The organism is Sporosarcina sp. SAFN-015, from assembly GCF_059415085.1.
On sequence record NZ_JBPFDR010000005.1, the window covers coordinates 177,118 to 190,929 of the forward strand.

At 45.2% G+C, this 13,812-nt stretch carries 15 protein-coding genes and 1 tRNA gene; 2 read left to right on the top strand and 14 right to left on the bottom strand.

Going from position 1 to position 13,812, the window contains the following annotated elements; translation table 11 throughout:
- Positions 1–2 precede the first annotated feature (2 nt).
- From ACR65H_RS10995 to ACR65H_RS11020, 6 genes are all read right to left on the bottom strand, one after another.
- Entirely contained in the window at positions 3–1,187 is a 1,185-nt protein-coding gene (locus tag ACR65H_RS10995; protein WP_440500293.1) for a phosphoglycerate kinase, read from the bottom strand.
- Between the two features lie 253 nt (positions 1,188–1,440).
- Positions 1,441–2,448, bottom strand: a complete 1,008-nt coding sequence (gene gap / locus ACR65H_RS11000) for a type I glyceraldehyde-3-phosphate dehydrogenase (RefSeq protein ID WP_440500294.1) — start codon at positions 2,446–2,448, stop codon at positions 1,441–1,443.
- Between the two features lie 50 nt (positions 2,449–2,498).
- Positions 2,499–3,533, bottom strand: coding sequence for a sugar-binding transcriptional regulator (locus ACR65H_RS11005; protein WP_440500295.1), 1,035 nt, complete (start codon positions 3,531–3,533; stop codon positions 2,499–2,501).
- 135 nt (positions 3,534–3,668) lie between these two features.
- Entirely contained in the window at positions 3,669–3,896 is a 228-nt protein-coding gene (locus tag ACR65H_RS11010; RefSeq protein ID WP_440500296.1) for a glutaredoxin family protein, read from the bottom strand.
- 105 nt (positions 3,897–4,001) lie between these two features.
- Positions 4,002–4,799, bottom strand: coding sequence for a TPM domain-containing protein (locus ACR65H_RS11015; protein ID WP_440500297.1), 798 nt, complete (start codon positions 4,797–4,799; stop codon positions 4,002–4,004).
- A gap of 20 nt (positions 4,800–4,819) precedes the next feature.
- On the bottom strand, positions 4,820–5,398 hold the full coding sequence (locus ACR65H_RS11020) for a LemA family protein (RefSeq protein WP_440500298.1): 579 nt from the start codon (positions 5,396–5,398) through the stop codon (positions 4,820–4,822).
- 149 nt (positions 5,399–5,547) lie between these two features.
- On the opposite strand from ACR65H_RS11020, the gene ACR65H_RS11025 reads away from it, so the two are divergent.
- Entirely contained in the window at positions 5,548–6,174 is a 627-nt protein-coding gene (locus ACR65H_RS11025; RefSeq protein ID WP_440500299.1) for a coiled-coil domain-containing protein, read from the top strand.
- A gap of 7 nt (positions 6,175–6,181) precedes the next feature.
- On the opposite strand, the gene clpP is transcribed toward ACR65H_RS11025, so the two are convergent.
- Complete coding sequence (gene clpP / locus ACR65H_RS11030; protein ID WP_440500300.1) at positions 6,182–6,790, bottom strand: ATP-dependent Clp endopeptidase proteolytic subunit ClpP; 609 nt, start codon at positions 6,788–6,790, stop codon at positions 6,182–6,184.
- Positions 6,791–6,974: 184 nt separating this feature from the next.
- Here clpP and ACR65H_RS11035 point away from each other — a divergent pair.
- Positions 6,975–7,046 (top strand) — tRNA-Arg (locus ACR65H_RS11035).
- Positions 7,047–7,147: 101 nt separating this feature from the next.
- Here ACR65H_RS11035 and ACR65H_RS11040 read toward each other — a convergent pair.
- From ACR65H_RS11040 to ACR65H_RS11070, 7 genes are all read right to left on the bottom strand, one after another.
- Positions 7,148–7,405 carry an HPr family phosphocarrier protein gene (locus tag ACR65H_RS11040; RefSeq protein WP_440500301.1) on the bottom strand — a complete coding sequence of 86 codons (258 nt, stop codon included), beginning with the start codon at positions 7,403–7,405 and terminating at the stop codon, positions 7,148–7,150.
- Between the two features lie 31 nt (positions 7,406–7,436).
- Complete coding sequence (gene whiA / locus ACR65H_RS11045) at positions 7,437–8,384, bottom strand: DNA-binding protein WhiA (RefSeq protein ID WP_440500302.1); 948 nt, start codon at positions 8,382–8,384, stop codon at positions 7,437–7,439.
- A 27-nt stretch (positions 8,385–8,411) separates the two neighbouring features.
- On the bottom strand, positions 8,412–9,395 hold the full coding sequence (locus tag ACR65H_RS11050) for a gluconeogenesis factor YvcK family protein (RefSeq protein WP_440500303.1): 984 nt from the start codon (positions 9,393–9,395) through the stop codon (positions 8,412–8,414).
- 4 nt (positions 9,396–9,399) lie between these two features.
- Entirely contained in the window at positions 9,400–10,287 is an 888-nt protein-coding gene (gene rapZ, locus ACR65H_RS11055) for an RNase adapter RapZ (protein ID WP_440500304.1), read from the bottom strand.
- On the bottom strand, positions 10,287–10,769 hold the full coding sequence (locus ACR65H_RS11060; protein WP_440500305.1) for an NUDIX domain-containing protein: 483 nt from the start codon (positions 10,767–10,769) through the stop codon (positions 10,287–10,289). Before ACR65H_RS11060 ends, rapZ begins: the two co-directional genes overlap by 1 nt.
- A 431-nt stretch (positions 10,770–11,200) precedes the next feature.
- Complete coding sequence (gene trxB / locus ACR65H_RS11065; protein ID WP_440500306.1) at positions 11,201–12,151, bottom strand: thioredoxin-disulfide reductase; 951 nt, start codon at positions 12,149–12,151, stop codon at positions 11,201–11,203.
- A gap of 93 nt (positions 12,152–12,244) precedes the next feature.
- Entirely contained in the window at positions 12,245–13,768 is a 1,524-nt protein-coding gene (locus ACR65H_RS11070; RefSeq protein WP_440500307.1) for a tetratricopeptide repeat protein, read from the bottom strand.
- Positions 13,769–13,812: the final 44 nt, after the last annotated feature.

Below are 13,812 nucleotides of genomic sequence, written 5' to 3' on the forward strand. Positions count from 1 at the left end.
CGTCACTTATCATTCAGCGCAGTTACGCCGGGCAATTCTTTTCCTTCCATGAACTCCAATGACGCGCCGCCGCCAGTTGACACATGATCCATTTTTTCTGCAACATCGAACTTTTCTACAGCCGCGGCAGAATCTCCACCACCGATAACAGTGTAAGCTTCCGTTTCAGCCATTGCCAATGCAACTTTCTTCGTACCTGCAGCAAACGGTTCCATTTCGAACACGCCCATCGGCCCGTTCCAAATGATGAGCTTGGAATTTTTAATGATATCCGCATACAGTTCAGCCGTTTCCGGTCCGATATCGAGCCCCATCCAACCATCCGGGATTTCGTCGATTTTTACCGTTTTCACATTCGCAGTTTCGGAAAACGCATCCGCCACTACCGCATCAATCGGCAAATGGAGCTTGACGTTTTTCTCTTTCGCTTTTTGAATGAATGATTGAGCAAGCTCGATTTTGTCTTCTTCGACTAACGAGTTACCTGTTTCATAGCCTTGCGCTTTCGTAAATGTATAAGAAAGTCCGCCGCCAATCAATAAGTGGTCCACATTGTCTAAAAGATTGTCAATGACACCAATCTTGTCCTTCACTTTCGCGCCGCCGATAATTGCTGTGAACGGTCGTTCCGGGTTCGACAATGCCTTTCCGAGGACTTCCAATTCCTTTTCGAGTAAGAATCCGCTCACCGCCGGAATGTATTGTGCAATCCCCGCAGTCGAAGCGTGTGCACGGTGTGCAGCTCCGAATGCATCGTTAACGAAGACATCGGCTAAATCCGCAAACTTTTTCGCGAGCTCCAAATCATTCTTTTCTTCCCCAGCATGGAATCTGACATTTTCAAGAAGAATGATGTCGCCCGGTTTCATATCGGCGACAGCTTGTTCAACTTCTTCCCCGATGGAAGAATCAAGCTTTTTCACGTCTTTCCCAAGCAGTTCCGATAATCTTTTACCGGCTGCCGTAAGTCGCATTTCTTCGTTCACTTCACCTTTTGGCCTTCCAAGGTGACTGGCGAGAATGACTTTCGCCCCTTGCTCCGCCATGAATTCAATTGTCGGAACAGCTGCGCGGATTCTCGTATCATCCGCTACTTCACCGTTCTCCATCGGCACATTGAAATCAACGCGGCAAAAAACGCGCTTCCCGTTCAGTTCAATATCTTTGATTGTTTGTTTGGCTATCATGTAAACCGCACCCTTCCAAGAAAGTTGAGCGCCAAAAACGGCGAGGAATGTAAAAAAAAGGAACGGGTCTCTCCGTTCCTCCTACCCATCTATCTATTATAATGGGTCGCCATTAGAATGGCTAATACAAAAGCGAAGGGCGCTTGCTTAGCTGCGAAAGGCATAAGGCAGATCTGCCAAACGGCGCCCTTTGCCGTGCAGCGGAGATGTCTTATGACCCGAGCGGCTAGCGCCCGGAGTCTAGACGTATAAGTTAGATACCTTTTTCATTCATGTAAAGGGCTAAATCGATGCAGCGGGCAGAATAACCTGATTCATTGTCATACCAAGCGATGACCTTCACCATATTGTTGTCCAATACCATCGTTGATAGACCGTCGACAGTCGATGATGCAGTGTTGCCGTTATAATCCGTCGAAACAAGTGGAATCTCATTATAGAAGAGAATGCCTTTCAATTCATTTTCCGAAGCCTTTCTCAAAGCGGCGTTCACGTCTTCCACTGTTACTTCTGTTCCAAGTTCAGCTACGAAGTCGACGAGAGATACGTTTGGCGTCGGCACGCGGACAGCCATACCGTCCAATTTCCCTTTTAATTCCGGAATAACTTTCGTTACTGCTGAAGCTGCACCAGTTGTCGTAGGGATCATTGACTCAGCAGCTGCACGCGCACGTCGGTAGTCGGAATGCGGCAAATCCAAAATACGTTGGTCATTCGTGTATGAGTGGACTGTCGTCATCATACCGCGATTAATGCCGAATTGGTCTTGCAACACTTTGACGACAGGCGCAAGACAGTTTGTCGTACATGATGCGTTCGAAACGATTTTGTCGTTTTGTGGATCATAAGATTCTTCATTCACACCCATGACGAGCGTCTTCATGTCCCCTTTTGCAGGTGCAGACAAGATTACTTTTTTCGCGCCTGCTTCAATATGTTTCATCAATGATTTTTCATCCCGGAATACGCCTGTCGAATCGATGACGACGTCGACACCTAATTCGCCCCAAGGCAATTGGGAAGGATCTTTTTCAGCGTATACTTTAATTTTCTTCCCATCGACGATGAGATAGTCTTCTTCTGAGCCAACTTCTGCGTCTAAAATTCCGTGCACTGAATCGTATTTCAATAGATGCGCTAGCATTTGTGCATCTGTTAAATCGTTTACTGCTACGATTTCAATTTCATCATGCTTTCTTGCCTCTCTCATAACTACTCTTCCAATACGTCCAAATCCGTTGATTGCCATTTTAATCGTCATTTCCATTACCTCCTAAGATTCTATTCAAGTATTTGCGTTATTCACTCGTGTTAACCTTCCATTTTCATCAGCATGGCACGCGCTGCTCCTTCATCCGTGACAAGAATCGTTTGACGGGGAGCGCTTGCCATATAGGACATGATCGCTTCAGCTTTGCTTTTCCCACCTGCTACAGCAATGATGAGCGGAATTTTCTTCAACTGCTCCGTCTGAATTCCGACCGTTCGAATACGATGGACGACATTTCCGCTGCCATCGAAGTAATAGCCGAACGCTTCACCTTTCGCGCCTTGCTCTTGCAATTGAATGATTTCGTTCTCAGGCGTGTTCCGCAAATTAGCCATACGATGCGCATTCCCAATTCCATGCAGGACGCAATCCGTCTTCTCATACAGTTCCATCATCTCGATAGCGGTAGGCTCCCGCTTGAAAACTTCATGCGCTTCAGCGCTTAGCGATTCGGGGTAGTAAAACGTGCTGTACGTCCCTCCGCTCGCTTCAGCGAAAGAGGCTGCGATGACATTCGCTTGTAATCCAATATCGTCGCCGACCCCTCCCCTTGCGGCAATGAAATGTAAACGGTCGGCATTTTCGATCGTATGAATATGATGCGGAATTGCGGCTACCGAGCTGCCTCCCGTGACAGCAATAATTTGACTGTCGCTTATCCGACTCATGAATTCCTCAGCAGCTTCTTTGCCAATCAAACTCTTCACAGCTGGATTTTCATCACAGTCTCCAGGAACAATTTGTACACCTTCAATACCTAATAAATCGCCCAATTTTTTTTCAATCAATCCATGTCCGGTCCATTCTTCTATTGTTGACCCAAGCGTGTCGAGGACGGCTGCCCCTTCTTGCGTAATCGTGGCTCCCTCTTTTGCTACTCGGATCAGTCCTTCCGACCGCAACATCTCCATCAGGTTTCGACATTCCCGTTCCGAAATATCCGCCATCTGGCCAAGCGGTCTTCTTCCAATCGGACCTGCCACTTCAATGAATTTCAAAACTTTGTACCGCTGATGTAATAACTCCATCATTTCTGGCACAAGCTTTCGTTGTGCCTCTATAATTTTCGGGATCATAGGAAAGCCCCTCTTTCAACGATAGGACAATTTCAGCCCACCTATATTTTATTTGTCCCACCTAGTGCAAAAAAATATATTTCTTATTATTAGTATATACCTTACTGTCAATAAGTTCAAACTTTTTGACACATTTTAGAATAAGTCAACCAAGTCAACATAACTGATGGAACCGTATAGTAGGACTTCGCCATCCTTCTCTACGACTGGAATCATCAGCATATATTTTTCATGGCTTTCGTCATCCGTTTCAATGTCAATCGTCGACCATGTTAACGGAAAATCCTCCTGAACGAGTTTCATCATCGATTCCGCCTCGTCGCATAAATGACAGCCTTTTTTTGTGTAGAACTGGACATGCATAACTGGACACCTCGATTAGCGTTTTCTTTTAGTATAAATGAAAAAAGGCATTCCGCAAAAAGTTTTGCAGAATGCCGTTTATTTATGTTGTCGAGACTCGGGAGTTTACCAACTTCGCCCTCCTCCGCCTCCGCCGCCAGATCCGCCGCCACCGGAGAAGCCGCCTCCGCCACCTCCGCCGAAGCCTCCACCACCGAAGCCTCCTCCGCCTCCAAAGGAGCCAGGGAAGAAAATCGGACCACTTCTTCCTCTTCTTCGGCCGCCTGGACCGCCGCCACCTCCGCGGCCGCCACCCATATAGCGGAATAGCAGATATATGATGATTAAGATAATGATTGGTGATGGGATGCCAATTCCTGAACCGCCTTGGCCAGCGAGTGTGTTCACTTCCGCGACTTCCCCATTCCATCCATAATCAGCAGCAATTTCGTTATAATACGATTTGTATGCTTCCATTATAGCTAGATCTGGCTGTTCATTTTGCAAATACGGAACCGCCACTTCATCCATAATCCTAGTTACTTTCCCATCCGGCAAAGCGCCTTCCAAGCCATACCCGGTCGACATTTCGAAATGCCTGTCACCAGCCGAATTTGGAATAGTTGTCACGACAAGTAATGCACCGTTGTTCTTATCCTTTTTGCCAAGCTGATATTCCCTGAGCGCTTTTACAGCAAATGTTTCTACCGGTTCATCACCTATACTCGGCAACGTCAATACCGCAAGCTCTGCACCAGTCGCGTTATTCAACTGTTCACCTAATCGATTCAGCTCGGCTTTCTGTTCCGCCGACAAAATATTCGCATGGTCCTGTATAAAGTAATCCTGTGTATTCCATGGCGGGACGTCAGCTGCCAACGCCATTGCCGGCATGATCATGATGCTAAGACATATAATAATCATGCATTGGAATGCCCTACGGATCACTTGCTGTCATCTCCGAAATCGACTTTAGGCGCTTCATTCGCAGCTGTATCCGCTTTGAAATATTCCTTCTCGTCGAATCCAAAAATGGAAGCTACGAGTTTACCTGGAAAACGCTTTGTTTGCCGGTTATAATCCGCTACGACGTTGTTATAATCCATCCTTGCAACGCCAATTCGGTTTTCCGTTCCGGCAAGCTCATCCATCAATTGTGTAAAGTTCTGATTCGCTTTAAGGTCAGGGTAATTTTCCACGACAACGAGCAATCGGCCAAGTGCGTTCGAAAGCTCCGTATCAGCAGCCGCCTGCTCCTCAGGCCCACTCGCTCCTGCAAGCTTTGCGCGTGCATCGGATATTTCAGCAATCACTTCTTTCTCGTGACTCGCGTATCCTTTAACCGTGCTCACCAAGTTTGGAATCAAATCAAGTCGGCGCTGCAGCTGGTTTTCAACTTGTGCATACGACTGATCGACATTCTCTTCTAAATTGACAAATTTGTTATAGCTCGGCACGAGTATGACGCCAAGAATTACAAGAATGACAACAATTATTGCTATTGGCCCTAATATCTTTTTCATCTTTTCACACTCCATTCGATATATTTGCAATACCCAACCAGTACCGCTTTCCAAACAATTGAGCAAGTATACATTATTTATCGTATGTAGTCCGAAAAGGTTTCAAACCTAGCGGAAATAAATCTAGTTAGGACGCAGAGGCACTCGCTTTGGACGCGGAGCTACGCGCTTTGGACGTGGAGACACTCGCTTTGGACGCGGAGGCACTCGCTTTGGACGCGGAGACACTTGCTTTGGACGCGGATGCACTCGTTTTGGACGAGGAGACACTCGCTTTGGACGCGGAGACACTCACTTTGGACGCGGAGGCACGCGCTTTGGACGCGGAGACACTCGTTTTGGACGCGGAGACACTCGTTTTGGACGCGGAGGCACGCGCTTTGGACGGGGAGGCACTCGTTTTGGACGCGGAGACACTCGCTTTGGACGCGGAGACACGCGCTTTGGACGCGGAGACACTCGTTTTGGACGCGGAGGCACTCGCTTTGGACGCGGAGACACTCGTTTTGGACGCGGAGACACTCGTTTTGGAAGCGGAGACACTCGCTTTGGACGCGGAGGCACGCGCTTTGGACGCGGAGGCACTCGTTTTGGAAGCGGAGACACTCGCTTTGGACGCGGAGGCACGCGCTTTGGACGCGGAGACACTCGCTTTGGACGCGGAGACACTCGCTTTGGACGCGGAGACACTCGTTTTGGACGCGGAAGCACTTTTGTTGAGCCCCCGACAAATGCACACAAAAAAAAACCGACTCCATAATCAGAGTCGGCAGTAGTTCAGTATTATTTTTTCGATTCCAATTCTTTCATGTCGCTGCGAGTGATGATGTGGTCGATCAAACCATATTCCTTCGCGCGTTCTGCTGTCATGAAATTATCGCGATCTGTATCTTTCGCGATTACTTCGACAGGCTGGCCTGTGCGCTCGGAAAGGATCGTGTTCAATTTTTCACGTAGGAAGAGAATGCGTTTAGCTGCGATTTCGATTTCAGTCGCTTGCCCTTGCGCTCCTCCAAGTGGTTGGTGGATCATTACTTCTGCATTAGGAAGCGCATAACGTTTCCCTTTTGTACCTGCTGTCAATAGGAAAGATCCCATCGATGCAGCCATACCGATACAGATTGTTTGGATGTCCGGTTTGATGAATTGCATCGTATCGTAAATCGCCATACCTGCAGTGATGCTGCCACCCGGGCTATTGATGTAGATCGATACGTCCTTTTCTGGATCTTCCGCTTCTAGGAAAAGCAATTGCGCAACAATCGAGTTTGCTACATTGTCGTCGATTGCGCTGCCTAGCATAATGATCCGGTCTTTCAATAAACGGGAGTAAATATCATAAGCGCGCTCTCCCCGATTCGTTTGCTCAATAACTGTAGGTATTAAATTCATGTTATTTCCTCCTTATGATGGGTCAGGATTATCGTTCTGCTGAAACCAGTTGTTTCAACTGTACATCTATCATACATATTATGGTCAATAAAGGTCAAATATAACGCTTTTAATTTAGGTATTGCAATCATACCACTTTCTTTGTATAATTAATCTTGTCTGTTACTGATAGTAGCAAGAAATTGCCCTCGTGGTGCAATGGATAGCACGCAAGATTCCGGTTCTTGAAATGTGGGTTCGACTCCTGCCGAGGGCGTATAAAGTTTTTAAAGAAGCCTGTAAACATGAAAACATGTTTACGGCTTTTTTATTTTTCAGCCGTTTCCTATTTTCATAGTGAAACGGCTGTTTTTTATATTAATTTTCGTTCTCCACAAGCGCAGATAGCTTTTCGATTGCTTGCTCCTCGTCGACGCCTTCAGCGATCAATGTCACTTCAGCACCTCTTGCGATTGCCAAGCTCATTACACCCATAATACTTTTCGCGTTCACTTGACGTTCATCTCTTTTCAAGAATACGTCCGCCGTGAATCGATTTGCTTCCTGTACGAAAAGTGCAGCTTGTCGTGCTTGTAATCCGGTCTTCATCTTTACTTCAACCGTTCTTTCTGCCATATTCCATTGACTCCTCTCTGACTCGTCTATTTTATCGGCTAACAATTCCTCCACTGCGGAGGCTTTCCGCGATTTCTTCAATTTTACGAAGGCGATGATTCACGCCCGATTTACTAACCGTACCGCCGCTCACCATTTCACCGAGCTCTTTCAAAGTGACGTCCTGGTTATCGATGCGCAATTGAGCGATTTCCTGCAAACGGTCAGGTAATTGATCCAATCCAATCGTGCTCTGGATGAATTTTATATTTTCAACTTGCCGTTGTGCCGCTCCGATTGTTTTATTCAAGTTAGCGGTTTCACAATTGACAAGGCGATTGACGCTATTCCGCATATCCCTTAGAATCCGGACGTCCTCAAATTTCATCAACGATACGTGTGCTCCAATGATACCAAGAAAGTCTGAAATCTTCTCCGCCTCTTTCAAATAGGCGATATAACCTTTTTTCCGTTCAATCGATTTCGCATTCAGTTGGTATTTATTCATCAGATCCACTAACGCTTCGCTATGCTCTTTGTAAAAAGAGAAAATCTCCAAATGATAGGAAGACGTTTCGGGATTGTTGACAGAACCTCCTGCGAGGAATGCACCACGCAAATAGGACTTCTGGCAACATTTCTTTTTAACCAATTGCTCTACAATTTCATTTTTAAATTGAAAGGTTCCTGTCAGTATATAAAGGTCCTCTAATAATTGCTTGGCACCTTCCCGAATTCGGCATATGTAGACGTTGTTCTTCTTCAGGCGCATTTTTTTACGAACGAGCAATTCGACTTTATAAGGATATAGCCGCTTGATGTTTGAATAAAGTCTCCTTGCGATTGCCGCGTTTTCTGTTTGCACGTCCAAGCTCAATTGTTTATTGGAAAACGATAGAGCACCGTTCATCCTAATAAAGGCGGCAATTTCCGCTTTCACACAGCATTCCTTGGATTCGATTTGTGTCAGTTCCTTCTTCACTTCAGATGCAAAAGACATGATTTTCCCCCTCTCTCTCGGCGATGATCAGGTCTCCTCGCTTACGATCGTACCTTCCATATAACCCATAATCCACGATGCGACTTTTTCAGCATCATGGATAATTCTTCCGTCTGAAACCGTCGAAAAGTCCCCTAATACGATAGTAGGGACTAGCATTTGCAAAGCATCAATATCATTTTCTACAGGGAGCTGAACATCGGACGGCTCTTCCCCGTTTAATAAAGTTCGAAAATCCGTTTTGTTCAACAGAACCGTGTCAATGAATTGACTGCCGGCATGATCATATAACGCTTTCACATGCTCAGATGCAGTGTACTGATACGTTTCGCCTTCCTGCGTCGTCAAGTTATTAATATATACTTTTTTTGCACGGCACGCTAGAACAGCATCACGAATATCCCTTACAAGTATCGTCGGCAAAATGCTCGTATATAAGCTGCCAGGCCCAAAAATGATCAAGTCCGCTTCATTGATAACCTCTACCGTTTCAGGCAAAGGCTCCACTTCTTGCGGAGATACATAGACTTTTCGAATTTTGCGCCCATACACCGGAATTTTAGATTCACCGGTTACAATTGTGCCATCATCGAGCTCAGCATGCAAGGTGATCTTTTGGTTTGCGGCAGGCAATACTTTCCCTTTAATATTCAACACTCTGCCCATCTTTTCGACAGCACGGGCAAAATCGCCTGTTATATCAGTCAATGCAGCTAGCATGAGGTTGCCGAGTGAGTGCCCTTTCAAATCGTCCGAGTTGGAAAAACGGTATTGGAACATTTTCTCAATTAACGGCTCTACATCTGAAAGCGCTGCCATCACTTGACGGATATCCCCTGGTGGCGGGATATTGTATTGATCCAGCAGTCGTCCCGAGCTTCCTCCGTCATCCGCGACCGTTACAATCGCGGTCAGATCGACTGGATAGGCTTTCAATCCCCGCAGTAACGTGGACAATCCGGTCCCGCCTCCAAAGACGACTATTTTCTTCAATTTTCCGGATTGCAGCATAGTGTCAACCCTTTCTCTTCTCTACATCCCGATGGGTAATTAACGTCTTATATTCCTCTTTGAAACGATTTCCGAAGTATTCTGCTAACGACACCGAACGATGTTGTCCGCCTGTGCAACCAAACGCGATGACGACTTGCGATTTGCCTTCGTTTTTATATTGAGGAATGATGAATTTGAACAGGTCTGTCAACTTTTCAATCAAAACTTGTGTATCATTCCATTTTAACACATACTCATAAACTTCTTTCTCTAACCCGGTTAGTGGTTTCAAATCTTCGATGTAATAGGGGTTTGGTAAAAAACGGACATCAAAGACGACATCTGCGTCTATTGGCATGCCATGCTTGAAACCGAAAGAGATGAAATTGAGGGTGAACGAAGTATCCCCGGCGGAGGAAAATGTCGACATGATCTTTTCTCTTAATTCCCTCGGCTTCAATTCGGATGTATTATAAATGGAACGGGCCCGGCCTCTCAATTCAGTTAAGAGGTTTCTTTCTTTTCGGATGCCTGTCAATGGCAGCCCGCCTACCGCAAGTGGGTGTGACCTTCTCGTTTCCTTGTACCGTCTGACGAGCGTCTCATCATCCGCATCCAAGAAAAGCAACTTCGTCGATACGCCGTCCATTTGCAGCAAGTTATCCAACGCCCCGATCAAGGCGTCGAACAGGTCGCCGCCCCTCGTATCCATGACAGCAGCAATCCGTCTCATCTTATTTTCCGACTTCATCATCAAATCGAGAAAAGTAACGAGCAGTTCAGGAGGCAAATTATCGATACAATAGAACCCCAGGTCTTCGAAACTTTGCATGGCAACTGTTTTTCCCGCACCTGACATACCAGTAATGATAACTAATTCAACATCGCTGTTCGGTAATTCATTCTCCATTAATCCAGGTCACCTTCCATTGATTTTTGTATGTGTTCATCCAACAGTTCAAACTCTTCTGTATAATAAAATGTACCATATTGCACGCCTGTTTGGGAGGCTGCAAATAACAAATTTTTCCGGTCTCCTTCCGCCATCGGAAGTGTGTGTAAACTTTCTACAGGATGCCATTCGAGCAGGCCTTCTCTGTTTGATTCATAAGGAGTTCCAATGAGATCCCTCGCAACGAAAGTGTATAGCATCCATTCGTTCAGTAATTCTTTTGATTCTTTATCGACAATCATCATTGTATAGATGCCTTTTACGTGAGGATTGACAGGTGTCGCGCCAGTTTCTTCGGTAAATTCACGGATGGCTGCGTCGTAGATCGATTCACCCGAATCCATTTTGCCGCCGGGAGCAACATACCAGTCCCGTCTCGGTTTCTTCAATAAAAGAACTTGGTTGTCTTTGACTATAAGTAAATTTGCGATTCTTTGCATGACCATTTCCTCACTTCTTCAATACGCATATAACCATTATACAATGTTTTGAAAGCAAACGACAAAAAAAGAAGACCACCTGCCGTTTGAAGGGCAGATCGTCTTTAAAATGTTGCTATATTAAAAAGGGGGGTCAATTGATATTCTTATCATAACCTTTTTGTATTGCAGGACGGTTACAGGAACATTAAGGATAGATTAATCTTGTTAAATATTAAGTTGCGTAGCTGGATTCAGCTTTCCGTTACGGCACTTCGCTTTCCGCGGGCGTCGCTTCAGCCTCCTCGTCCGCTCATTCTTCGCTCCCTGCGGGGTCTTCTGCTGACGCTTTTCCCGCAGGAGTCTACGTGCCTTCACTCCAAGCAATGGAGATTGAAAAGAGATATTTCCCATATAAAAAAGAGACCCTATCAAGGATCTCTTTTTTATTCTTAAGCTTCAGCAGCCATTTTATCCGCTAGTTCTTCGATATATTTTTGGCATGCTTGGGCTGCGATGCTGCCGTCGCCTGTTGCTGTGACGACTTGGCGAAGTGTTTTTTGACGAACGTCGCCAGCTGCATAGATACCAGGTACTTTCGTTTCCATTTCTTCGTTAGTCACGATATAGCCATGTTCATCCAAAATTCCTAAATGCTTGAATGGTGCCGTTAACGGGTCCATTCCGATATAAATGAACATGCCTTCAGTTTCCATTACTTTTTCAGTGCCGTCCACTGTAGAAACGAGTGTAATAGAGCCGATTTTGCCGTCTTTTTCATTCACTTGCTTAACTGTTGAATTCCAGATGAAGTCTATTTTTTCATTTGCAAACGCACGGTCTTGAAGAATTTTTTGTGCACGAAGTTCATCGCGTCGGTGGATAATTGTTACTTTATCCGCAAAGCGTGTCAAATATGCACCTTCTTCGACTGCGGAGTCTCCGCCTCCGATGACAACTATTTCTTTCTTCTTGAAGAAAGCTCCGTCACATACTGCACAATAGCTGACTCCACGGCCAGTCAGTTCTTTTTCACCAGGGATGCCCATTTTACGATACTCGGCACCTGTTGTAATAATGATGGCACGCGCTTTATATTCTTTATTGCCCGATTTGATTGTTTTGAGGTTCCCCTCATCTATAATTTCTGTGACGTCGCCATATGCATATTCAGCTCCGAAAGCTTTCGCATGTTCAAACATTTTTGTCGAAAGATCAGGACCGAGAATCGTCTCAAATCCAGGGTAGTTCTCGATTTCTTCCGTGTTTGCCATTTGTCCGCCCGGAATGCCGCGCTCCAACATGAGAGTCGATAAACTTCCTCTAGATGTGTAAACCGCAGCGGTCATTCCAGCTGGTCCTGCGCCAATGATAATGACGTCGTATATTTTCTCGGTTGTCATACCTTATCCTCCTCCAGTACATATACCACTGACCAAATCGTATAAGATTCCGAGGGGCCAATCAATATATATGCTTACATGATCGTTCGCTGCTTACACATTGAATTGCGGCAAAAACTCCATCAAATCACTGACGTATTTCGTTAACGTAGGCACCGAAATGTCGTAAGTTCGGGCTATTGCCGCTTTTGTAACTCCTTTATAACGAGAAGACTGGAACATATAATCCGCCGCTGCAGCCAATGCCGCGGGGTTCCTAAAATGATAGGATCGGATGAGTCCTACTTCGCAAAGGGTGAACCACATTTGGAATAGATGGGTCCCTTGCCGTTCCAATGGTTTATATTTTTCATATAACAACTCGGTCGCTTCCAATGCACGCATGAATGAATGGTCAAATTCATTTTCCACCGTAAACTCATAATCGAGGCTATGCGCCAAAAATAATTGCTCAATGACACTTAGCTTTTCGAGATCAATATACGTGGGATGCGAAACGATCTCCTGTTTATGTGCTGATTTTCCTAGCAAATAAAACCCTAACAATCTTTCACTTCTATATTTATTCGTAATTTTACTTAATAAAAATTCACGGTCTTGTTCATATGATTCCGGCTTGGTCGATGAATGTACATCTTTCCATGGCTCAAAACCCGCCTTGGATGGATCTAATTCGACCAACTTCTCATACGACTCCTTCGCAACTTGCTCATTGCCGGAAAAGTATGCAGAATGAGCGAGCCAGAAATAATAACCGGCATCCCCTTCAAAACCACGTTTTTGCAAGCTTCTGAGCCAACCGTACGCTTCTTTATGTTTGCCGACTAACGCGAATGTAGCCCCTAATTTATAACGATGTACAAATTGGTACGGCTTTATTTTCATGAGGAGCTCGAGCATTGCATCCAATTCCTCTTTATCTTTCTCGTAATAATAAAAGACGGCGAGATTACATAGTGCATGCAAATTTCCTTTATTCTTTTCGAGCACATCAAATAACAATAGTTTCGCTTGTTCAATACTACCGACATAAAAATAGGCGAGCGCCAAGTTATTATAGGCAGCCCAAAAGTCAGGATAATCTGTGATGATGGACTCTAAAATTTCAATTGCTTCTTTAAAAGAACCCTCTTCCATCAACCTTCTTGCTTTTTCTTGCAAGAAATACACTTCTCCGTCGGGCATTTCTTCGTCGGTAAAAAAGGCCTCCTCTTGCTCGGCAAAATCGATAATCTCCATCGAGTCGTCTGCCAAAGGTCCATCAGGCGCCAATGCAATATACTTTTCCGCATATATCTTCGCATCTCGAAGAAGACCTAAATGAGCGTGGACTTCCGCTAAGTAAAAGATGATATCTTCCTCTTCCGGATCAAGACCGTGCGCTGCGGCCAAAATTTCATACGCTTCCTCAAACATTCCCTCTTCCATAATGAGAATGCCGTATTGCATAAGAATAAGCGGATCATTAGGACTCAGTTCAACAGCCCTTTGCAAATATTTATGAGCCTCATCAAAACGGTCGCGCTGCATAGCTTTAACGCCTTTTTGATAGTAGAATTCACCGTCAGGGATAAATGAAATGACTTTCTTATCTATGTTCCTATACTTTTTATCCAATCAAATTCCTCCGAAAAAAATTAGAAGGAACGCTATACACGTCC

Excerpts from the sequence above, each read along its gene's own strand:
- ACR65H_RS11010 (WP_440500296.1), bottom strand. The coding sequence starts at position 3,896 with ATGCATGTCCAGTTCTACACAAAAAAAGGCTGTCATTTATGCGACGAG.
- ACR65H_RS11060 (WP_440500305.1), bottom strand. The coding sequence starts at position 10,769 with ATGCAAAGAATCGCAAATTTACTTATAGTCAAAGACAACCAAGTTCTT.
- ACR65H_RS11020 (WP_440500298.1), bottom strand. The coding sequence starts at position 5,398 with ATGAAAAAGATATTAGGGCCAATAGCAATAATTGTTGTCATTCTTGTA.
- clpP (WP_440500300.1), bottom strand. The coding sequence starts at position 6,790 with ATGAATTTAATACCTACAGTTATTGAGCAAACGAATCGGGGAGAGCGC.
- rapZ (WP_440500304.1), bottom strand. The coding sequence starts at position 10,287 with ATGGAGAATGAATTACCGAACAGCGATGTTGAATTAGTTATCATTACT.
- ACR65H_RS11050 (WP_440500303.1), bottom strand. The coding sequence starts at position 9,395 with ATGCTGCAATCCGGAAAATTGAAGAAAATAGTCGTCTTTGGAGGCGGG.
- trxB (WP_440500306.1), bottom strand. The coding sequence starts at position 12,151 with ATGACAACCGAGAAAATATACGACGTCATTATCATTGGCGCAGGACCA.
- ACR65H_RS10995 (WP_440500293.1), bottom strand. The coding sequence starts at position 1,187 with ATGATAGCCAAACAAACAATCAAAGATATTGAACTGAACGGGAAGCGC.
- ACR65H_RS11015 (WP_440500297.1), bottom strand. The coding sequence starts at position 4,799 with ATGATTATTATATGTCTTAGCATCATGATCATGCCGGCAATGGCGTTG.
- ACR65H_RS11040 (WP_440500301.1), bottom strand. The coding sequence starts at position 7,405 with ATGGCAGAAAGAACGGTTGAAGTAAAGATGAAGACCGGATTACAAGCA.
- whiA (WP_440500302.1), bottom strand. The coding sequence starts at position 8,384 with ATGTCTTTTGCATCTGAAGTGAAGAAGGAACTGACACAAATCGAATCC.
- gap (WP_440500294.1), bottom strand. The coding sequence starts at position 2,448 with ATGACGATTAAAATGGCAATCAACGGATTTGGACGTATTGGAAGAGTA.
- ACR65H_RS11005 (WP_440500295.1), bottom strand. The coding sequence starts at position 3,533 with ATGATCCCGAAAATTATAGAGGCACAACGAAAGCTTGTGCCAGAAATG.